Below are 19,549 nucleotides of genomic sequence, written 5' to 3' on the forward strand. Positions count from 1 at the left end.
CATGGCCCTGTTGACCGCCGCGCTGCCCTCCAGCGCGGACCCCGTGCAGTCCGCGCCTGCGAAGCCGTCGCTGGCGGCGAGCGCCGCGGCGTCCCCGGACGTTGCACGGCGCACCGGGGAGTGGCTCACCATCCACGGCTTTCCCGAAGTGCCCAACGGCGATCTGGTGCAGATCGATCCGACCGCCCAGCAGTGGCAGGACCAGATCGCGGTGGATCTGCGCGTGTCGCGCAGCAGCATGCGCATGAACCATCGCAAGCTGTCCTACCGGTCCTACCAGGGCATGGCCGTGTTCGACTGCGTGCGGCGCAAGGGCTGGTACCTGTCTCTGCAGTATTACCAGGAGCCGCTGTGGCGGGGCCCCGTCACCGCCCGGCTCGACTTCCGCGAGCACGAGGCCCCGGTCACCTTCACAGGCGTGCCGGGCAACCCCGCGGACAAGCTCGTCCGCGCGGCCTGCCGCAATCGCTAGCGGCAACGGCCGGCCCGTGCATGCCCACGGGCATCGTCGCCATCGGCCGACAGGCGTGCCCGCGCCCGGTGCCTAGATTGGAAGCTTTCCCTTTCCAGGAGCTTTCCCCATGGCATCTTCCTCCAACGGAACTTCCGCTTCCTCCTCCATGGCCCGTGGCCGCCGCATCGCCCTGCTCGTCACCGACGGCTTCGAGCAGGCCGAGCTGACCGGCCCCCGCGACGCCCTGGAAGGCGCCGGGTTCGACGCGCAGATCGTGGCCCCGAAGCCGGGCCAGGTCCAGGGCTTCAACCACGTGGACAAGGCCGACCGCTTCGACGTGGACCAGACGCTGGACCAGGCGTCGCCCGACGCATTCGACGCGGTCGTGCTGCCCGGCGGCGTCGTGAATGCCGACGAATTGCGTACCGACGAAAAGGCCCGGGCCTTCGTGCAGGCGATCGACCGCGCGGGCAAGCCCGTGGCCGTGATCTGCCACGGCGCCTGGCTGCTGATCGATGCGGGCCTGGTCAAGGGCAAAACCCTGACCAGCTGGCCGAGCCTCGCGACCGACCTGCGCAACGCCGGCGCCCAATGGGTGGACCGGCCCGTCCAGGTCGAGGGCCGCTGGATCAGCAGCCGCAAGCCCGACGACATCCCGCAGTTCAACGAACAGATCCTGAAGACGCTCCAGCAGGGCGCCGGCACGGAACGCGAAGCCCGCAGCTGACCCGGAGAGACGCACCATGGTGACCCAGCTCGACTCCCCCGACGGCAAGCCCCGCAAGGACCCGGACCGCCCCAGCCCCACCTTCGTGGAAACGGACGACCGCAGAAGCATCGAGAAAAAGCCCCGCCCGCCCTCGCACGGCGACACCGCGGCGCCAGACCCGGAAGGCACCCGCCAGGACGGCCTCACAGACTGAAACGGTGCGGCGGCCACCCCGGCCTATCATGGTTCCGCCATTCAGAAGAGGCCCGCGCACCGGGCCCTGTCCAGGGAGGGACCATGCCACCATATCGACCCGCGACGCCGGCTGGCGCGGCACGCGCCACCCGCCGCGCCATGCGCCACCTCATCCTCGCCGCCGCGCTGTCTTGCCTGGCCATGCCGGGCGGCGCCCAGCCGGTCTATCGCTGCGGCAACACGTACGGACAGCAAGCCTGCCGGGGCGGCCGTGTGGTGGATACCGCCCCGCAGATCATTTCGTCCGGCCCGGCGCAGGGAACCTCCACCGTCTATTTCTGCCGCGGCCGGGCGGGCGGCAGGTTCTGGACACCCCGCCACTGCCATGAGCACGGGGCCTGGGTGGACCGCACCGAAACCGTGCCCGCGGGGATGCCGTGGGAAGAACAGCGCGCCGCAGCCATCGCCCAGCGCCGGCAGATGGGCGCGCTCGCGGCCCCCGCGCCGCGCCGGCGATCGGCCAATGACGGTCTGGCTGCGAGCCATCGCCGGACCGGCCCGCCACGGCGCCCGCCGCATCCACGGCCCGCCGGAACCGCTCGTCCAGCACCGCACTCACGTTGAGCATGCCGGTGCGGTGGATGCTCCGCCCTACACTGTCGGGCCATCGCAACCCTTCCCTGCGGAGAGAAAGCACCCATGGCCACACACACCGCCACCGTCGCCTGGCAACGCGGCACCGACGATTTCCTGGACAGGCGCTACCACCGCGCCCACACATGGCAGTTCGACGGCGGAGCCACGGTGGCGGCCTCGTCCTCGCCCCACGTCGTGCCACTGCCCTGCTCCGACGCGGCCGCGGTCGATCCGGAAGAGGCCTACATCGCCGCGCTCTCCAGCTGCCACATGCTGTGGTTCATGGACTTCGCCAGCCGCGCGGGCCTGCGCCTCGACAGCTACACCGATACGGCCACCGGCACCATGGCGAAGAACGAGGCCGGGCAGATCGCCGTCACCCATGTGCGGCTGCGCCCCGTCACGCGCTTCGACGCGGCGCATGCGCCCGGCGCGGAGCAACTGGAGGCCCTGCACCGCCAGGCCCATGCATCGTGCTTCCTGGCCAATTCGGTCAGGACGCAGATCGACTGCGAGCCCGTGCTGGAGATCACCGGGAACTGAAAAAGCCCTCCTTCGAGGGCTTTGCTTTGCACCACGTCGCGTGGCCCGTGCGAGGCACCTTCAGCCGCGGCGCCGGATCGTGGCGATCGCGAACAGCGCCAACAGCGAGGACATGAGCAGCATGCCCCACTCGGACAGCGTCGGAATGGACGCCGGAGCCGGGGGCGCCGGGGGTTCGGCCACCGGAGCGGCCGGCCCTCCGGCAGTCGCGGATGCCGCGGTGCACACCTCCGTGCCGGGAGTGGTGCCCGTCTGCGCCTGCGGGGTCACGCAGAAGAACAGGAACTGGCCCGCGTCCGACGCGGTCGGGGTGTAGGTGGCCGCGGTGCCGACCGTGAATCCGCCCGCGGGCGACGTGCCGGATGCGCTGCGCACCCAGCGGAAGGTCGAGACCGATTCCGCATCGTTCTGCGCATCGCCGTAGGTATAGGTGCCGGTCAGCGGCACGCCCTGCTGCGGGGCCCCGCCGATCGTGACGGCGGAGGCCACCGGCGCGGTGTTGGGGTCCACGGTGATGGTCACCGTGGCGGTGTCGCACTGCGTGGCGTCGGGCGCCGGCAGGCAGAGCCGGTACTGGAAGGTGTCGGTGCCGGTCACGTTGGCATTGGGCGTGTACGTGTAGGCGCCGGTGGCCGGGTCCATCGTGACCGTGCCGCGCGTGGGCGAGGAGGACACGTTGAAGGTGGCGCCCTGCGGGAACAGGTCGTTGTTCGGCACGCTGGCGCTGACGGGCGTGTTGGGCGTGGTGCTCGCCCTGTCGTCCACGGCATCGAGCCCGACGGTGATCCGGACCGTGGCGTTCGCGCACTGGTCGGTATCCGGCGCCGGCTTGCACACGGTGTAGTCGAACGCATCGACGCCCGTGAAACCCGGCGCGGGCGTGTACGTGTAGGTCCCGTCGTCGTTCATCACCGCCGAGCCATGGGCCGGGTCGGAAATCTTCGTCCAGCGCGAGCCCGCCGGCGCGGTGTCGTTCGCCGCGGCGTTGCCGGAGACGGGCGTGTCCACCCGCGTGGCGCTGGCGTCGTTGGAGGCCCCCACGGCACCCGGCGGCAGCGCGACGGGCTGGCTGCCGTAGTCCACCCACGACGTATCGACAGGCACCGGGTCCGCGATGGCGATGTTGTCCAGCTCGAAGTTCGCGCCCCGGATCTCGATGCGGCCGAAACGCACGCTCGTGCCCTGCAGCAGCAGGTTCACGTAGCCGTACGGCTCCCGGTCGTTCATGCCCGCGAAGTTGGGGTTCGGGTTGCCGAAGTAGGCAGCCTTTGCATACTGCTGGCCGTCCAGCGCCGTGATGTTGCCAGGACCTTGCAGCAGGGTAACCAGCGAGGCCGTGGTGAACTCGGCCAGCAGGTTGTTGTCCGTGTCGTAGAACCGGATGATGTTGGTCGCATCCCCCGCGGACCACCAGAAGCCCACGTACTGCCGGTTGCCGGTCAGCGTGACCGAGATCGTGCCGGAGCCCACCGACAGGAACTGCCCGGTGCCGCCCGCGCCGCCATATTGCGACGCGGCAGCGCGGTTGCCCGAAGTGGCCGTGTAGTTGCCGATGGCCCAGTTGCCCGAGGCACCGATCGGGCCGGCAGACTGAAAGCGCTCGACCGTGGCACCCGTGCGCGTCGTGTCCTGCTGGCCGGGGGCCGAGAGGTACATGCCGAGCGTCTGGGCAGACACCGCGGGGCTCCACAGGGCGGCCGACGCGGAGACGGCGGCGAGTGCGAGTTTCCAGGATGGGCGGAAAGAACGGGGACAGGAGCTGCGTTGGTCCATTGGCTTTTCTCTGAAAGTTGGCGGTAAAAGGCGTCGGGCGAATGCACTTGCATCGCGGTGGAACGCTTTTACGGCAGATAGCTTTCAGTAATCGCCAGTTGACAATGATTGACGTTTCAAGGCCTTTTGAGGGTGCGGTCGCGTTGTGGGAGCACCTCAACCGCAGGCTGCGGAGCCTTCCCGCGCTCGGGCTCAGGCGGGTACCAGGCCCGCAGACGGAACACCGAAACCACAACCACCAGCTGGTCGGCCTGCGCCTTGAGGCTGGAGGCCGCCGCCGCGCTTTGCTCGACCAGCACGGCGTTCTGCTGGATGGCCTGGTCCATCTGGGTCACGGCTTCGCCGGCCTGCGCCACCCCGTCAGCACGAGGATGTGGGTCTGGAAGGCGATGCCGTCGATCAGGCCGATGATGTCGGCAATGCGCCGCGAGGCTTCATCGATGGAGCGCATGGTGCGCACCATCGTGCCCACCGCCTCGCCGCTGCGCGCCGCGGCCGATGCGGCATCCTGCGCCAGCGCGCTGGCCTGCCGGGCGTTGTCGGAGTTCTGGCGCGCGGTGGAGCCGAGCTGCTCCATCGATGCCGCGGTCTGCTCCAGGGCCGGGGCCTGCTCTTCCGTGCGCGATGACAGGTCGATATTGCCCTGCTCGATCTCCACGCTGGCCGTGGCCACGCTTTCCGCATTGGCGCGCACCCCGCCGACCACCTGCGACAGGCTGTCGCGCATGCCGGCCAGGGCCTGCATGAGCTGCGCGGCCTCGTCGCGGCCCTGCGGCACGATGGACATGGTCAGGTCGCCGGAGGCCACGCCCTGCGCGATCACCACGGCCTCGCGCGGGGATCGGCCGCGTGATCAGGCTCGTGATCCACCACGCCAACGCCACCGCGATGGCTACGGCGGCCGCGACGAAACCCGCCAGCGTCCACACCGCGCGGCCATACACCGTGCGCACATTCTGCTCGGCAAGATCCGCGGACTTCCGGTTGAAATCGGCGAGCGTGCCCAGGGCGCCGGCCATGGCATCGAAAGCCTGCTCCGACGCCCCGAAGAACACCCGGGTCGCTTCGGCCCGCGCATCGGGCGGCAGCGCGAGCAGCCGGGCCTGCGCCTTCGCATAGGCATCGCGTGCGGCGCGGTACTCGCCGAACAGGCGCTGCTCCTCGCCGGGCGTGACCAGGGGGCCTAGACCTGCTCGGCCTCCGCGAACTGCACCATGCGGTGCGCCAGTTCCTCGCGGCGCTTCGCCATGGCCTCGGTCGGCTCCGGCAGGAACAGCTCGCTCTCGGTGCGGCGCACGCGGTTGGCCGTCGTGCGGGCGTTGCCGATCGCCTGCACGCTCGGCAGCCAGTTGCTGGCCAGGTCTTCGGCGCCGGCCTGGATCGTGCGCATCTGCGTCCAGGCGGCCGGGCCCATGGCCAGGGTCAACGCGGTCGTGAGGGCGAAGGCAATGGCAAGCCGACTCAAGACCTACAAAGCCCGAAGCGGCGACCTATTGCAGCGCAGGATGTGAGGAAGCCGCGGGCGATCATGGACAGCTAAGCACAACCGATCAGGAACTAGGCCGCCCATCTTTGCGACTCCAGCGATCCACCGGCTCCGGCACGATGAAAAGAGCCAACGCGACACGTTCGGGCAGACAGCTCTGCGCGTGCGGCATCCAAAGTCGCCCGGCACATTAGACGCGCCACACCTATGCCGCGAACAACTTGGCGGCAGGAGCCAGTCCGACCTATGTTGCCCGGCAGATGGGCCATAAGAACGGGAAGACGCTGTTCACCGTGTACGCCAAGGACCGACGGGGCAGACCGCGATCGACAGAAGGCAAAAATGGAAGCGATGCTTGGAGAAAAAGATCCGCCAGCGGGTGGCGAAATCTCCCACAAATCTTCCCGTGGGTTCTGAAGGCTGGTTTCTTCAGAGGGAGAAAGTGGTAGGCGCGATTGGACTCGAACCAACGACCCCCACCATGTCAAGGTGGTGCTCTAACCAGCTGAGCTACGCGCCTGTGTGTATTCGAGAAGCGAGAGTATAGCAGCAAAAAACCGGTCGCCGGACAAAGTCGCGAAATCTCGCTCCAAACACCTCACCTCAGCGCCGCCGCGCGGAGCGCACGCCCTGCACCGCGGCGACGATCGACAGCACCTTGTTCAGGCGTCCGGAGTCCGACACCTCCACGGTGAACGTCATCCACGCCGTGCCCTTCACCGACTGCGTCTGCACGCCGATGACGTTGGTCTTCTCGCGCGCGAAGACTTCGGAGATGTCGCGCAGCAGGCCCTGGCGGTCGGCGGCCTCGACGGCCACGTCCACGGGGTAGAGGAGGGCTGGGTGGCCGCCCTGCCCGCCTCCCTGCGCTCCGCCACCGGATCCACCCGCGCTGCCCCATTCGACGTCGATCACGCGCTCGGCGCTGCGGGCGGCCATCTCGCGGAAGTTGCTGCAGTCCGCGCGGTGCACGCTCACGCCCTTGCCGCGCGTGACGAAGCCGCGGATCGGGTCCGGCGGCGCGGGGCGGCAGCACTTGGCCAGCTGGGTCATGAGGGAGTCGATGCCCACCACCAGCACGCCGCCCTTGGGAGCGCTCTCGTTCGTGCGCGCCTTCTTGAGCAGCAGGTAGTCGTCGGGCTGCAGCACGGGCTCGGGCGGGCGCAGCAGGGTCTCGATGGTGCGCAGGGAGAATTCGTCCTTGCCCACCACTTCGAAGAGCGCATCGGCGGTCTTGAAGCCCAGTTGCACGGCCAGGTCTTCCAGCCGGATGGCGGTCTTGCCTTCGCGCTGCAGCAGCTTTTCGACGGCCTCGCGGCCGCGCGCCACGGTCTCGTGCGTGGCCTGGGCGTTGAACCAGGCGCGCACCTTGGCGCGGGCGCGGTGGCTGGTGAGATAGCCCAGTTCGGGATTGAGCCAGTCGCGCGAGGGCCGGCCCTCCTTCACCGTGGTGATCTCCACCGTCTGGCCGTTGTGCAGCGGCGTGTTGAGCGGAACCATGGCGCCGTCCACGCGCGCACCCCGGCAGCGGTGCCCCACGCTGGTGTGCACGGCGTAGGCGAAGTCCACCGGGGTGGCGCCCTGGGGCAGTTCCACCACCTCGGCATTGGGCGTCAGCACGTAGATGCGGTCCTCGAACAGGCCGCGGTGCTGCACCGCGCCGGCCATGTCGCGCTCCCAGGCCAGCAGCTGCCGCAGCACGGCGATCTTGGCGTCGTACTCGCTGCTGGCAGAAACTCCCGCATAGCCCTTGGCGCCGGCTTCCTTGTACGCCCAGTGCGCCGCCACGCCGTGCTCGGCATGGTCGTGCATGGCCTGGGTGCGGATCTGGATCTCGATGGCCTTGCCCGCCTCGTCGCGCACCACGGTGTGCAGCGACTGGTAGCCGTTGGGCTTGGGTTTGGCGATGTAGTCGTCGAACTCGGCGTCGATGGGCTTGAAGTGCGAATGCACCCATGACAGCGCGGCATAGCAGTCCTTCACCGTGGGAACGACCACACGCAGCGCGCGGATGTCGAACACCTGGTCGAAGTCGAGCGACTTGCCGCGCATCTTCTTGACGATGCTGTAGATGTGCTTGGGCCGCCCCTGCACGGTGGCGCTGATGCTGCGCGCGCGCAGTTCGGATTCGAGCCGGCCGCGCAGCTGCTCCATGTACACCTCGCGCTCGGCGCGCTTCTCGTCGAGCAGGCGGGCGATCTGCTTGTAGGTGTCGGGCTCCAGGAAGCGGAAGGACAGGTCTTCCAGCTCCCACTTCATCTGCCAGATGCCGAGGCGGTTGGCGAGCGGCGCGAACACCTGCAGCGCCTCGCGGGCGATGGAGGGCGAGACGGGCCGCTTGCTGGCCGCGTAGAAGCGCAGCGTCTGCAGGCGCGACGCCAGGCGCAGCATGACCACGCGCAGGTCGCGCGAGAAGGCCAGCAGCATCTTGCGCACGTTCTCGGTGTGGGTGGCCGGGTCGTCCACCGCATGGCCGGCGAGCTGTGCCTCGCGCGCATGGTGCTGCACGCGCATGAGCTTGGTGGTTTCGACGGCGAGCGTGGCGAAGTTCTGGCCGAAGGCCTTGGCGATGACCTCTTCGGGCTTGTTCAGGTGCGAGCAGGCATGCACGAGGTAGCTGGCGGCCTGCATGGCCTCCGAGCCGCCGATGGTCTTCAGGATGGCGGCGACGGCCTCGGCATGGGCGAAGGTGTTCTCGCCGGTCTCCAGCGTCTCGCCGGAGAGCAGCGGTTCGGCGAACGCCCGGGCGCGCGCCAGGGCGCCGGCCTGCTCGGGCAACGCGAGGGAGGTGGCTGCGATGAGCTGGGGCACGGCCTCCTGGCCGGCGGCGGCGTGCGGTGGCTGGGGCGCGGCGATGCTTCTCATGGGCGCGCCTCCACCGCTCCTGGGCCACCCTGCCCGGCGCCGAACAGGAACTGTTCCACCACATCGACCTGCTCCGCGGCCACCAGGGTGGGGGCATGGCCCACGCCGGGCCACTCGACCACACGGGCACGGGGTCCGCGCTGCGCCATGGCCTGCGTGGTGGCCGGCAGCAGCAGATCCGATTCCGCGCCCCGCAACACCAGGGTCCGCGCGCGGATGGCGTCGTAGAGTTGCCAGAGCTGGGCGTCGCCCGCGCGCGCGGATTCTGGCGTGAGGTTGCGGAAATTCTCGGCGATGGCCGGGTCGTAGTGCAGGCGCACGGAGCCGTCCGGCTGCGGGCGCAGCAGGGGTTCGGACAGTGCCTGCCATTCCTCGGCGGTGTGCGGGCCGAAACCCGTGGAAACGATCCGCAGCCCCTCGACCGCGGCCGCCACGCTGGAGAATTCCACCACGCGGCCCACGTACTGGCCGATGCGCTGCAGCGCCGGCCACTCCAGCGTGGGGCCGACGTCGTTGAGCACCAGCCGGCGCACCGGCGCGGGCAGCGGCAACTCCGGCTGGCCGCACAGCGCCATGCCGATGAGCCCGCCCATGCTGGTGCCCACCCAGTCGAGCACGCGCACGGGCGCCCGCACATGCAGGTGGCCGAGCAGCGCGAGCATGTCGGCCGCATAGACGGGGATCTGGTAGTGCGAGGCGTCGGCCAGCCAGTCGCTGCGGCCGCGCCCGGCCACGTCGGGGCACACGATGCGCGCGTGCCGCGCGAGCCGGCGCGCCAGCACGTCGAAGTCGCGGCCCTGCCGCGTCAGGCCGTGCACGCAGACGACCACGTGGGGATGCGCGGGGTCGCCCGTGGCGTTCCACTCCCAGTAAGCCATGCGGTGCCCGCCCTCGCCCTCCGTGGTGGTGCCGGGGGATGCCGCGGCACCCGGGCAATGTACGTAGTTCAGCGTAGGCTCTGTCATGGCGGGCAATCGTCTCTGGGGCACTCGATAATGGCCCTTCGTTCATCCTAATTCATTCGGAGAGACCGGCATGCTTCTCACAGGCAAGACTGCACTCGTCACGGGTTCCACCAGCGGCATCGGGCTGGGCATCGCCAAGGCCCTGGCGCGCGAGGGAGCGAACGTCGTCCTCAACGGCTTCGGCGACGTGGAGGCTCCCCGGGCCGGGGTGCTGGCCGCCGGCCAGGCGGCGGGCGCGCAGGTGGCCTACCACGGCGCGGACATGTCCCGCGTGGCGGAGATCGAGGACATGATGAAGTACGCGGCCGCCCAGTTCGGCCGCGTGGACATCCTGGTGAACAACGCCGGCATCCAGCACGTCGCCAACGTGGAGGATTTCCCGGTGGAGAAGTGGGACGCGATCCTGGCCATCAACCTGAGCAGCGCCTTCCACACCACCCGCCTCGCGCTGCCGGCCATGAAGGCGGCCAACTGGGGCCGCATCGTCAACGTGGCCTCGGTGCACGGGCTCGTGGGCTCCGCGCAGAAGTCGGCCTACGTGGCCGCCAAGCACGGCATCGTAGGCTTCACCAAGGTGACGGCGCTGGAGACCGCGGCCACGGGCGTGACCTGCAACGCCATCTGCCCGGGCTGGGTGCTCACCCCGCTGGTGCAGAAGCAGGTGGACGCCAAGGCCGCCGAGCACGGCCTCTCGAACGAGGACGCCACGCGCCTGCTGCTGGGCGAGAAGGAGCCCTCGATGCAGTTCACCACGCCCGAGGAACTGGGCGAGCTGGCGGTGTTCTTCTGCTCGCCGGCCGCCAACAACGTGCGCGGCGTGGCGTGGAACATGGACGGCGGCTGGGCGGCGCAGTAAGCCGCCCGGCGCGCGTCAGCGCAGCTGCACCGACCCGGAGACGTGGACCACCACCTGGGTCTTGCCGGCCTCGACCGGCACGGACTCGTCGGCGGAAGCCATGGCCGACTTGGCCTGTACGGCCATCATGCGGGGCGCGCGTGGTCCGGGCGACACCTCGTCGCTGTTGACCGACACCTCACGCAGCGAATAGCCCGAGAAGCCGAAGCCCTTGGCCAGTTCGCCCGCGCGGTTCTTGAACTCCTCGATGGCCCGCGTCTGGGCCTCGGCCTGGACACGCGCCCGGGCCTCCTTGGACAGGTCGAACGCGATCTGGCTGATGGGCATGGACTGGATGCGGCCGGCCGTGGTGGTGATGCGCGAGAAGTCGCGCCCCTGCAGCACCAGTTCGGCACGTCCCTGCCAGGCGGTGATCTTGCCGTCCTTGCCGTAGCGCGGATACAGGCCGAACTGGCCGGTGCGCACCTCCATCTGTTCGGGCTGCGCGGCGCGCTTGGCTTCGGCCAGGCCGGCATCCAGCGCCTGCCGCAGTTGCGTCTGCACGGTGGCGGCATCCGCGCCCTCGCGCGTAGCGGCCAGGGTCAGCACCAGCAGGTCCTGCTGGACGTCCACCGAGCCGCTCGCGGCGAGCTGCAGCACGTTCTGGGGCGCCGGCGCGGCCACGTTCTGGGCAAATGCCGTGCCCGACACGGCGGCGATGGCGCAGGCGGCGGCCAGGGGGGCGAGGAATTTCATGAAGGGACTCCCTTTATGGAAAAAAACGTATGAAAACCTGCATGCCGACATGCGCATGCGGGCAGGCCGCCCACGGTAACGCACGCGGCGGCCCCTGGAGATGTCGCACGGACAACCCTGCTGATAGCTGCCGCAAAATTTGTAACACTTGGTCAGACCCGCCGGAAAAACGCGAACTTCGGGCGGCAAGGTGGTCAGAATCGGCTCTGTTACAAATAGGACCCAGGAAACTCATGGCCTCTACAACCAACCGTACCGACAAGATCCTCGTGGTGGACGACGACGCGCGCATCCGTGATTTGCTGCGCCGCTATCTGACCCAGGAAGGCTTCGAAGTCATGGTGGCGGAAGACGGCAAGGCGCTCAACCGCATCCTGCTGCGCGAGACGGTCGAACTGATCGTTCTGGATCTCATGATGCCCGGCGAGGACGGGCTCTCCATCTGCCGCCGCCTGCGCGCGGCCAACGACCGCACCCCGATCATCATGCTCACCGCCAAGGGCGAGGACGTGGACCGCATCGTCGGCCTGGAGGTGGGTGCGGACGACTACCTGGGCAAGCCCTTCAATCCCCGCGAACTGCTGGCGCGCATCCATGCCGTGCTGCGCCGCCGCCCGCCGCAGGAGGCCCCCGGCGCCCCGTCGGGCGACAACGAGGTCGTGACCTTCGGCCCCTTCACCTTCGACCTGGGCACCCGCGCCCTGCAGAAGAACGGCGAGGAGCTGCCCCTCACCACCGGCGAATTCGCCATGCTCAAGGCCCTGGTGCGCCACCCGCGCCAGCCGCTGTCGCGCGAAAAACTGGCCCTGCTGGCCCGCGGCCGCGAGTTCGAGCCCTTCGACCGCAGCCTGGACGTGCAGGTCTCGCGCCTGCGCAAGCTGGTCGAGGTGGACGCCGCCGCCCCCCGCTACATCCAGACCGTCTGGGGCGTGGGCTACGTGTTCGTGCCGGATGGAGCGAGCTGATCCACGGCCGACAACCCCGCGCGCGGGCACCGGGGCGGCACCCTGTGCAGCCCCGGTGCCCGCAGCCCTTCCACGGCCTGCAGCGGCCCGGCTCTTCTCCTGACCTGACATGAGCGCCTCCCACGACGCGTCCGCAGACGCCACCAGCCCCGCGCCACTGGAGACGACGCCGAACCGGCGTGCGTCCCAGCGCACGCGCGTCGGCCTGAACCTCTTCTGGCGCACTTTTTTCCTGCTCGCCCTGCTGCTGGTGGGCAGCATCCTGGCCTGGCTGCAGACGCTGCGCGCGCTCGAATTCGAGCCCCGCACCCTGCAGACCGCGCAGCAGATCGCCTCCCTCGTGAACCTGAGCCGTGCCGCGCTGGTGCATGCGGACGCCATCGCCCGCGTCTCGCTCATCAAGACCATGGCGGACCAGGAGGGCGTGCGCATCCTGCCCCGCGAGCCCAGCGACCGCTTCGACCTCGTGGACGACACCGCGCTGGGCGTGCGCCTCACCGAGGAACTGACCGAGCGGCTCGGCCCGGGCACCATCGTGGCCGGCAACGTGAACGGCGAGAGCGGGCTGTGGGTGGGCTTCACCATCAACGGCGATCCCAACTGGCTGCTGATGGACCGCTCGCGCCTGAGCACGGCGGGCGGCAAGACCTGGCTGATCTGGCTCATCACCGCGGGTGCCCTGTCGCTGGCGGGCGCGGCGGCGATCGCGCGGCTCATCAACCGGCCGCTCAAGCAGCTCTCCTACGCCGCCAACCGCGTGCGCGACGGCGATTTCGCGGCCAGCCAGCTCGACGAGGAAGTGGTGACCAGCGAGATCCGCGAGGTGAACATCGGCTTCAACCGCATGGCGCAGAAGCTCGCGAAGCTCGAACAGGACCGGGCGGTGATGCTGGCCGGCATCTCCCACGACCTGCGCACGCCGCTGGCGCGCCTGCGGCTGGAAACCGAGATGAGCGTGATCGACGACGTGGCCCGCGAGCACATGGTGGCCGACATCGTGCAGCTCGACGCCACCATCGACAAGTTCCTGGACTACGCGCGGCCGGACCACGTCACGCTCACGCCGGTGAACCTGCACGGCGTGGTGTCTTCCTGCGTGTATGCGGTGCAGGACCACCGCGAACTGCAGATCTCCATGAACGTGCCGGAAGACCTGATCGTGCTGGCCGACGAGGTGGAGCTGGCGCGCGTGATCTCCAACCTGCTGGAGAACGCCCGCCGCTACGGCAAGACGCCCGAGAGCGGCACGGCCTCCGTGGAAATCGCCGCCAAGGGGCGCGAGAAATGGGTGCTGGTGAAGGTGCGCGACCACGGCCCGGGCGTGCCGCCCGACCAGTTGAGCAACCTGACCAAGCCCTTCTTCCGCGGCAACTCCGCGCGCACGGCGGCCGCGGGCGCGGGCCTGGGCCTGGCCATCGTGGACAAGACCGTGCAGCGCATGGGCGGCATCTTCGCGCTGGCCAATTCCGGCTCCGGTGGCCTGGTGGCGCACATCCAGCTGCAGCGCGCCTCGCAGCTGCCGGCCGGCAAGGACCCCAAGCAGCGGCTGCAGCGCCCGCAGATCAAGCGCCAGCTGCCGCCCGACGCGGCCAAGGGCGGCAAGCCCGTCAAGCCGGCGAAGGCCTGAACAGCAGCACGGCCGCGCGCGCCTCCATGGCCAGGCCCTGCCCCACGGGGCCCATGCGCTCGGCCGTCTTGGCCTTCACGTTCACCTGATCGGGCTGCAGGCCCAGCGACCGGGCCATGCCTTCGCGCATCGCGGGGATGTGCGGCGCGAGGCGCGGGGCCTGCGCGATCACCGTGCTGTCGATGTTGCCGATCTCGTGGCCGCGCTCGCGCACGCGCCGCGCGGCTTCCACCAGCAGGACCATGGAATCCGCGCCCTTGAAGCGCTCGTCCGTGTCCGGGAAATGGCTGCCGATGTCGCCGAGCCCCACGGCGCCCAGCAGCGCGTCGGTCACGGCGTGCAGCAGCACGTCGGCATCGGAATGCCCGAGCAGGCCCATGGAGTGGGGAATGTCCACGCCGCCGATCACCAGGCGGCGGCCCGGCACCAGGGCATGGATGTCCCAGCCCTCGCCGATGCGGAATGGGGGAAACGTCATGGGCAGTTCCGCCTTGTGTGTCTTGTCAGAAGAAAGTCTTGCCCGGCAGCGGCGCGCCCTGCGCGAGCGGCCCGCCGAAGCGCTCCAGGGTGGCCGGCAGCAGGCGCTGCGCCAGCACGGCCTCGGCCAGCGCGAAGTCGTCCGGATAGGTGACCTTGAAGTTCTGCGCGCCGCCCGGCACGAGGCGCGGATGCAGGCCCATGGCCTCCATGGCGCTGGCCTCGTCGGTGGCCTGCGCGCCGTACCGCACGAGCGCGGATTCGAGGGTGCCCAGGCGGAACATCTGCGGGGTCTGGGCGAGCCATTTGTCGCTGCGGTCCACCGTGGAGGCGACGCGCACGCCGCCCGGGCCTTCGCTGGCCGTCTTGAGCGTGTCGGCCAGCTTGTGGGCCAGCAGGCCGCCCACGCTGTCGTGCTCGCAGGCATCGATGAGGGCGTCGATCTGCGCGGTGGTCACCAGGCAGCGCGCCGCGTCGTGCACCAGCACCCAGTCCCCCTCCCCCGCGCCGCGCTCGCGCAGCGCGCGCAAGCCCCCGAGCACGGTATCGGCGCGCGTGGCGCCGCCGCAGGCGACGGCGAAATGCAGCTCCGAAGGATGGGCGTCGAAGAATGCGTCGCCGGGCGCCACGGCCACCAGGGTGCCCAGCAGGCGCCGCACGCCCGCGAATGCCGCCAGGGTGTGCAGCACGAGCGGCAGTCCGGCCACGGCCTGGTACTGCTTGGGCACGCCGGCCGCGGCGCCCGGCGCCACGGCGCGGGCGCCGGTGCCCGCACAGGGCAGCAGCGCCCAGAAACGGCCCGGCGTGGCCGGAGGCGGAAGGGTCGGTCGGGGCGGCAGCAGGTCGCTCATGGGGCGGCCATTGTAGGAGCGCGGCGCGCCCTCGCCGGCCGGCATGCCCCGGGCGCTCCGCCGGAATGGCCGCCGCCCTAGAATGCCTGCATGGCCGCGCCGCACCGCGCACGGCCCGCGGCGCTCCGATGCGCCCAGCCAGTCCCCGCTTCCCCATGGACCTCCCCAAACTCATCCCCGGCAAACGTTTCACCATGCCGCGCCCCGTGGGCAGCGCCGACGCCCTGCTGCTCGCGCGCGTCGCGGAGCGCGAGAAGGCCGCCCGGCGCACCACCGCCATCGTCACGGCCGACGCCACCGACGCGCAGCGCCTGATCGACGAGATGGCGTTCTTCGCGCCCGAACTGCGCTGCGCGCTGTTTCCCGACTGGGAAACGCTGCCCTACGACACCTTCTCGCCGCACCAGGACCTCATCAGCGAGCGCCTGGCCACGCTCTGGCGCATCAGCCAGAAGGACCGGGACACCGGCGCCGACGTGGTGCTGGTGCCGGCCACCACGGCGCTCTACCGCCTCGCGCCCCCCTCGTTCCTCGCGGCCTACACCTTCCATTTCAAGGTCAGGCAGAAGCTGGACGAGGCGAAGTTCCGCGCCCAGCTCACGCTGGCCGGCTACAGCCACGTCTCGCAGGTGGTGAGCCCCGGCGAATACGCAGTGCGCGGCGGCCTGATCGACCTGTTCCCCATGGGCTCGCCCGTGCCCTACCGGGTGGACCTGTTCGACGACGAGATCGACTCCATCCGCACTTTCGATCCCGACACGCAGCGCAGCCTGTATCCCGTGCCGGAAGTGCGCCTGCTGCCCGGCCGCGAGTTCCCCATGGACGATGCGGCCCGGGCCAAGTTCCGCAGCCGCTGGCGCGAGCTGCTGGAGGGCGACCCGACCAAGAGCCGCATCTACAAGGACATGGGCAACGGCGTGGCCACCGCCGGCATCGAGTACTACCTGCCGCTCTTCTTCGACGAGACGGCCACCGTGTTCGACTATCTTGGAGAGGACGCCACCGTGGTGCTGCACGGCGACCTGGAGCCGGCTTTCCAGCGCTTCTGGCACGACACGAAGGAGCGCTTCCGCCTGGTGCAGGGCGACCCCGACCGGCCCGCACTGCCGCCCGAGTCGCTGTTCCTGGGCATCGAGCAGTTCTACACCCGCGCCAACGTGCATGCGCAGCTCGCGCTGCGGCCGGGCGTGGAGGACGTGGCCGACAACGCTGACTTCCAGAAGCTGGGCGATCTGTCGGTGGTGCGGGGCGCCGAGGATCCGCTGGCGCGCCTGCATGCGCACATCCGCGACACGCGGCACCGGGTGCTGCTGCTGGCCGAGAGCGACGGCCGGCGCGAGAGCCTGCTGGACTTCCTGCGCGCCTCGCAGCTGAACCCGCCGGCCTTCGATTCGCTGGCCGAGTTCCAGGGCCAGGCTGACGAGAAGGTCGGCATCGCCACCGCCGCCCTGGCCACGGGCTTCGCCTGGGTCGGGGAAGGCATCGACTTCGTCACCGAGACCGAGCTGTTCGCGGCCGGCGCCACCACGCGCCGGCGCAAGAAGCAGGAGCAGGTGAGCGATGTCGAGGCGCTCATCAAGGATCTGTCGGAACTCACGCTGGGCGACCCGGTGGTGCACAGCGCGCACGGCATCGGCCGCTACCGGGGCCTGATCCACATGGACGTGGGCCAGAAGAACCCCGACGGCACGCCCGCGATGCAGGAGTTCCTGCACCTCGAATACGCCGACAAGGCCGTGCTGTACGTGCCGGTGAGCCAGCTGCAGCTCATCAGCCGCTACACGGGCGTGTCCGCCGACGAGGCGCCGCTGCACAAGCTGGGCAGCGGCCAATGGGAGAAGGCCAAGCGCAAGGCCGCAGAGCAGGTGCGCGATTCCGCCGCCGAGCTGCTCAACATCTACGCCCGCCGCGCGGCGCGCGAGGGCCACGCCTTCCGCTACAGCCCGCAGGACTACGAGCAGTTCGCCAACGATTTCGGGTTCGAGGAAACGGCCGACCAGAACGCCGCCATCCACGCGGTGATCCAGGACATGATCTCGCCCCGCCCCATGGACCGGCTGGTCTGCGGCGACGTGGGCTTCGGCAAGACCGAGGTGGCACTGCGCGCCGCCTTCGTGGCCGTCACCGGCGGCAAGCAGGTGGCGTTCCTCGCGCCGACCACGCTGCTGGCCGAGCAGCACTACCAGACGCTGGTGGACCGCTTCTCCAAGTGGCCGGTGAAGATCGCGGAGGTCTCGCGCTTCCGCTCGGGCAAGGAGATCACGGCGGCCATCAAGGGCATCGGCGACGGCACGGTGGACATCGTGGTGGGCACGCACAAGCTGCTTTCCGAATCCACGAAGTTCCACAACCTGGGCCTGCTCATCATCGACGAGGAGCACCGCTTCGGGGTGCGCCACAAGGAGCAGATGAAGCAGCTGCGCGCCGAGGTGGACGTGCTCACGCTCACCGCCACGCCCATCCCGCGCACGCTGGGCATGGCGCTGGAAGGCCTGCGCGACCTGTCGGTGATCGCCACCGCGCCGCAGCGGCGCCTGGCGATCAAGACCTTCGTGCGCAACGAGGGCACGGGCGTGATCCGCGAGGCGGTGCTGCGCGAATTGAAGCGCGGGGGCCAGTGCTACTTCCTGCACAACGAGGTCGAGACGATCGAGAACCGGCGCCAGAAGCTCGAGGAGATATTGCCCGAGGCGCGCATCGCCGTGGCCCACGGCCAGATGCCCGAGCGCGAGCTGGAGAAGGTGATGCGCGACTTCGTGGCGCAGCGCTACAACATCCTGCTGTGCTCGACCATCATCGAGACCGGCATCGACGTGCCCACGGCCAACACCATCATCATGAGCCGCGCCGACAAGTTCGGCCTGGCGCAGCTGCACCAGCTGCGCGGCCGCGTGGGCCGCAGCCACCACCAGGCCTATGCCTACCTGATGGTGCCGGACGTGGACGGCCTGACCAAGCAGGCCGCCCAGCGGCTGGACGCCATCCAGCAGATGGAGGAACTGGGCTCGGGCTTCTACCTCGCCATGCACGACCTGGAGATCCGCGGCGCGGGCGAGGTACTGGGCGAGAGCCAGAGCGGCAACATGCTGGAGGTGGGCTTCCAGCTCTACAACGAGATGCTGGCCGAGGCCGTGAAGTCGCTCAAGGCCGGCAAGGAGCCCGACCTGCTCGCGCCGCTGTCTGTCACCACGGACATCAACCTGCATGCGCCGGCCCTGCTGCCCGACGACTACTGCGGCGACGTGCACCTGCGGCTGTCGTTCTACAAGAAGCTCGCCACCGCGAAGACCGCGGACCAGATCGACGCCCTGCTCGAAGAAATCGTGGACCGCTTCGGCAAGCTGCCGCCGCAGGCGCAGACGCTGATCGACGTGCACCGGCTGCGCGTGCTGTCGCAGCCCTACGGGGTCATCAAGGTGGATGCGGCACCGGGCGTGACGAACATCACGTTCCGGCCCCAGCCGCCGGTGGACCCGATGCAGATCATCCACCTGATCCAGAAAAATAGGCACATCAAGCTCGCGGGCAACGAAAAGCTGCGCATCGAGCGCGAACTGCCGGACGCGAAAGACCGGGCGCAGATGGTGCGCGACGTGCTGCGCAGCCTGGGCCAGCCCCTGGGGGCTGCGCAGGGCGCTCCGGCCTGAGGCCGCCCGGCGGGGCGCGCCCGCCGCGGACCGCGGGGGCGCCGGGAGCGCCGTTTGCCGGAGCCGCCCACGGATGCCCCCCCATGCCCCTCGAAGCCGCCATCGTCCTGCTCGCCCTCGCCGCCGCGGCCGCCACCCGCCCGTGGCGCCTGCTGGTGGCCCGGTCCGCTTCCCAGGCGCCGGAAGGCCCCGGGGGCGCTCCAGGGGGCCGGCAGGCTTCGCCGCTGCTCACGCCGTTGCTGGCCACGCTGGTGTTCCTGCCCTGGATATGGGCCCTTCCCACGCTGCACGCCATGCCGCTGCAACTGCAGATGTCGGGCGCCTGCCTCGTGGTGCTGATGGTGGGCTGGCCGCTGGCCGTGCCCGTCCTGGCCACGGTGGCGGTGGTGGCGGCCCTGCTTTCGCCCGCCCTGACCTGGAGCGAGGCGCTGGGCCTGGCGGCCTGGCAGGGCGTGGTGCCCGCCACCCTCGCGCTGCTGCTGGGCGCGCTGCTGCGCCGGCTGACCGGCACGCACCTCTTCGTCTATGTGCTGGGCCGCGCCTTCCTCGGCACGGCCCTGTGCATGTTCGCGGCGGGCGGCCTCGCGCTCTGGAGCGGGCATGCGCTGCCGGGCGTGGACCCAGGCCTCGCCATGGTCGCCCGCTGGCTCATGGCCTGGGGCGACGCGGTGGTGACGGGCATGCTCTGCGCGGTGTTCGTGGCCTTCCGGCCCGAGTGGCTGGCCACCTGGTCGGACCGGCTGTACCTGCGCTCCTGAGGCGCCC

General features: G+C 70.0%; 18 protein-coding genes, 1 tRNA gene and 1 pseudogene. 11 read left to right on the forward strand and 9 right to left on the reverse strand.

The window, feature by feature from the left end:
- Position 1: 1 nt before the first annotated feature.
- From BLR99_RS04765 to BLR99_RS04785, 5 genes are all read left to right on the forward strand, one after another.
- Positions 2 to 472, forward strand: a complete 471-nt coding sequence (locus BLR99_RS04765) for a surface-adhesin E family protein (RefSeq protein WP_011794731.1) — start codon at positions 2 to 4, stop codon at positions 470 to 472.
- 109 nt (positions 473 to 581) lie between these two features.
- Entirely contained in the window at positions 582 to 1,181 is a 600-nt protein-coding gene (locus BLR99_RS04770) for a type 1 glutamine amidotransferase domain-containing protein (protein WP_011794730.1), read from the forward strand.
- Between the two features lie 16 nt (positions 1,182 to 1,197).
- The gene (locus BLR99_RS04775; RefSeq protein WP_017438687.1) at positions 1,198 to 1,377 is read left to right on the forward strand and encodes a hypothetical protein; all 180 of its coding nucleotides are present in this window, start codon (positions 1,198 to 1,200) and stop codon (positions 1,375 to 1,377) included.
- Between the two features lie 140 nt (positions 1,378 to 1,517).
- The gene (locus BLR99_RS04780) at positions 1,518 to 1,982 is read left to right on the forward strand and encodes a hypothetical protein (protein WP_228193856.1); all 465 of its coding nucleotides are present in this window, start codon (positions 1,518 to 1,520) and stop codon (positions 1,980 to 1,982) included.
- A 75-nt stretch (positions 1,983 to 2,057) separates the two neighbouring features.
- Positions 2,058 to 2,537: an OsmC family protein gene (locus BLR99_RS04785; RefSeq protein WP_011794728.1), complete on the forward strand. Its 480-nt coding sequence runs from the start codon at positions 2,058 to 2,060 to the stop codon at positions 2,535 to 2,537.
- A 60-nt stretch (positions 2,538 to 2,597) separates the two neighbouring features.
- Here BLR99_RS04785 and BLR99_RS04790 read toward each other — a convergent pair whose 3' ends face one another.
- Together BLR99_RS04790 and BLR99_RS23855 are read right to left on the reverse strand one after the other, a co-directional pair.
- Positions 2,598 to 4,214 carry an IPTL-CTERM sorting domain-containing protein gene (locus tag BLR99_RS04790; RefSeq protein ID WP_228193858.1) on the reverse strand — a complete coding sequence of 539 codons (1,617 nt, stop codon included), beginning with the start codon at positions 4,212 to 4,214 and terminating at the stop codon, positions 2,598 to 2,600.
- Between the two features lie 242 nt (positions 4,215 to 4,456).
- Positions 4,457 to 5,007: pseudogene (locus tag BLR99_RS23855) on the reverse strand (methyl-accepting chemotaxis protein); the annotation flags it as partial.
- 82 nt (positions 5,008 to 5,089) lie between these two features.
- Between BLR99_RS23855 and BLR99_RS23860 the strand changes: the two are divergent.
- Entirely contained in the window at positions 5,090 to 5,497 is a 408-nt protein-coding gene (locus tag BLR99_RS23860) for a hypothetical protein (RefSeq protein WP_377703125.1), read from the forward strand.
- On the opposite strand, the gene BLR99_RS23865 is transcribed toward BLR99_RS23860, so the two are convergent.
- The 4 genes from BLR99_RS23865 to BLR99_RS04810 form a co-directional block, all read right to left on the reverse strand.
- Positions 5,494 to 5,775, reverse strand: a complete 282-nt coding sequence (locus BLR99_RS23865; RefSeq protein WP_011794726.1) for an MCP four helix bundle domain-containing protein — start codon at positions 5,773 to 5,775, stop codon at positions 5,494 to 5,496. The two genes, BLR99_RS23860 and BLR99_RS23865, sit on opposite strands and share 4 nt — an antisense overlap.
- 464 nt (positions 5,776 to 6,239) lie before the next feature.
- Positions 6,240 to 6,316, reverse strand: a tRNA-Val gene (locus BLR99_RS04800).
- 83 nt (positions 6,317 to 6,399) lie between these two features.
- Positions 6,400 to 8,661, reverse strand: a complete 2,262-nt coding sequence (locus BLR99_RS04805) for a RelA/SpoT family protein (RefSeq protein WP_011794725.1) — start codon at positions 8,659 to 8,661, stop codon at positions 6,400 to 6,402.
- The gene (locus BLR99_RS04810; protein ID WP_041827290.1) at positions 8,658 to 9,626 is read right to left on the reverse strand and encodes an alpha/beta fold hydrolase; all 969 of its coding nucleotides are present in this window, start codon (positions 9,624 to 9,626) and stop codon (positions 8,658 to 8,660) included. Before BLR99_RS04810 ends, BLR99_RS04805 begins: the two co-directional genes overlap by 4 nt.
- A gap of 70 nt (positions 9,627 to 9,696) precedes the next feature.
- On the opposite strand from BLR99_RS04810, the gene BLR99_RS04815 reads away from it, so the two are divergent.
- A complete protein-coding gene (locus tag BLR99_RS04815; RefSeq protein ID WP_017438681.1) occupies positions 9,697 to 10,482 on the forward strand; it encodes a 3-hydroxybutyrate dehydrogenase in 786 nt (261 codons plus the stop codon).
- A gap of 15 nt (positions 10,483 to 10,497) precedes the next feature.
- On the opposite strand, the gene BLR99_RS04820 is transcribed toward BLR99_RS04815, so the two are convergent.
- Entirely contained in the window at positions 10,498 to 11,217 is a 720-nt protein-coding gene (locus tag BLR99_RS04820) for an SIMPL domain-containing protein (RefSeq protein ID WP_011794722.1), read from the reverse strand.
- Between the two features lie 233 nt (positions 11,218 to 11,450).
- Here BLR99_RS04820 and ompR point away from each other — a divergent pair, with 233 nt between their 5' ends.
- On the forward strand, positions 11,451 to 12,182 hold the full coding sequence (gene ompR, locus BLR99_RS04825; RefSeq protein ID WP_011794721.1) for an osmolarity response regulator transcription factor OmpR: 732 nt from the start codon (positions 11,451 to 11,453) through the stop codon (positions 12,180 to 12,182).
- Positions 12,183 to 12,291: 109 nt separating this feature from the next.
- Positions 12,292 to 13,809, forward strand: a complete 1,518-nt coding sequence (locus BLR99_RS04830; protein WP_011794720.1) for a sensor histidine kinase — start codon at positions 12,292 to 12,294, stop codon at positions 13,807 to 13,809.
- Here BLR99_RS04830 and ispF read toward each other — a convergent pair.
- Positions 13,790 to 14,287, reverse strand: coding sequence for a 2-C-methyl-D-erythritol 2,4-cyclodiphosphate synthase (ispF, locus tag BLR99_RS04835; RefSeq protein WP_011794719.1), 498 nt, complete (start codon positions 14,285 to 14,287; stop codon positions 13,790 to 13,792). The genes BLR99_RS04830 and ispF overlap by 20 nt on opposite strands.
- A gap of 25 nt (positions 14,288 to 14,312) precedes the next feature.
- A complete protein-coding gene (ispD, locus tag BLR99_RS04840; RefSeq protein WP_011794718.1) occupies positions 14,313 to 15,137 on the reverse strand; it encodes a 2-C-methyl-D-erythritol 4-phosphate cytidylyltransferase in 825 nt (274 codons plus the stop codon).
- A gap of 155 nt (positions 15,138 to 15,292) precedes the next feature.
- On the opposite strand from ispD, the gene mfd reads away from it, so the two are divergent.
- Positions 15,293 to 18,784 carry a transcription-repair coupling factor gene (gene mfd / locus BLR99_RS04845; RefSeq protein WP_011794717.1) on the forward strand — a complete coding sequence of 1,164 codons (3,492 nt, stop codon included), beginning with the start codon at positions 15,293 to 15,295 and terminating at the stop codon, positions 18,782 to 18,784.
- An 83-nt stretch (positions 18,785 to 18,867) separates the two neighbouring features.
- A complete protein-coding gene (locus BLR99_RS04850) occupies positions 18,868 to 19,542 on the forward strand; it encodes a hypothetical protein (protein ID WP_011794716.1) in 675 nt (224 codons plus the stop codon).
- The last annotated feature ends 7 nt before the right edge of the window (positions 19,543 to 19,549 follow it).

Source organism: Paracidovorax citrulli, from assembly GCF_900100305.1.
GTDB lineage: Bacteria > Pseudomonadota > Gammaproteobacteria > Burkholderiales > Burkholderiaceae_C > Paracidovorax > Paracidovorax citrulli.

Coding starts and splice junctions, on each gene's coding strand:
- ompR (WP_011794721.1), top strand. CDS start 11,451: ATGGCCTCTACAACCAACCGTACCGACAAGATCCTCGTGGTGGACGAC.
- BLR99_RS04785 (WP_011794728.1), top strand. CDS start 2,058: ATGGCCACACACACCGCCACCGTCGCCTGGCAACGCGGCACCGACGAT.
- BLR99_RS04805 (WP_011794725.1), bottom strand. CDS start 8,661: ATGAGAAGCATCGCCGCGCCCCAGCCACCGCACGCCGCCGCCGGCCAG.
- BLR99_RS04765 (WP_011794731.1), top strand. CDS start 2: ATGGCCCTGTTGACCGCCGCGCTGCCCTCCAGCGCGGACCCCGTGCAG.
- ispF (WP_011794719.1), bottom strand. CDS start 14,287: ATGACGTTTCCCCCATTCCGCATCGGCGAGGGCTGGGACATCCATGCC.
- ispD (WP_011794718.1), bottom strand. CDS start 15,137: ATGAGCGACCTGCTGCCGCCCCGACCGACCCTTCCGCCTCCGGCCACG.
- BLR99_RS04780 (WP_228193856.1), top strand. CDS start 1,518: ATGCGCCACCTCATCCTCGCCGCCGCGCTGTCTTGCCTGGCCATGCCG.
- BLR99_RS04830 (WP_011794720.1), top strand. CDS start 12,292: ATGAGCGCCTCCCACGACGCGTCCGCAGACGCCACCAGCCCCGCGCCA.
- BLR99_RS04775 (WP_017438687.1), top strand. CDS start 1,198: ATGGTGACCCAGCTCGACTCCCCCGACGGCAAGCCCCGCAAGGACCCG.
- BLR99_RS04810 (WP_041827290.1), bottom strand. CDS start 9,626: ATGACAGAGCCTACGCTGAACTACGTACATTGCCCGGGTGCCGCGGCA.
- BLR99_RS04770 (WP_011794730.1), top strand. CDS start 582: ATGGCATCTTCCTCCAACGGAACTTCCGCTTCCTCCTCCATGGCCCGT.
- BLR99_RS04850 (WP_011794716.1), top strand. CDS start 18,868: ATGCCCCTCGAAGCCGCCATCGTCCTGCTCGCCCTCGCCGCCGCGGCC.
- mfd (WP_011794717.1), top strand. CDS start 15,293: ATGGACCTCCCCAAACTCATCCCCGGCAAACGTTTCACCATGCCGCGC.
- BLR99_RS04820 (WP_011794722.1), bottom strand. CDS start 11,217: ATGAAATTCCTCGCCCCCCTGGCCGCCGCCTGCGCCATCGCCGCCGTG.
- BLR99_RS23860 (WP_377703125.1), top strand. CDS start 5,090: ATGGACATGGTCAGGTCGCCGGAGGCCACGCCCTGCGCGATCACCACG.
- BLR99_RS04815 (WP_017438681.1), top strand. CDS start 9,697: ATGCTTCTCACAGGCAAGACTGCACTCGTCACGGGTTCCACCAGCGGC.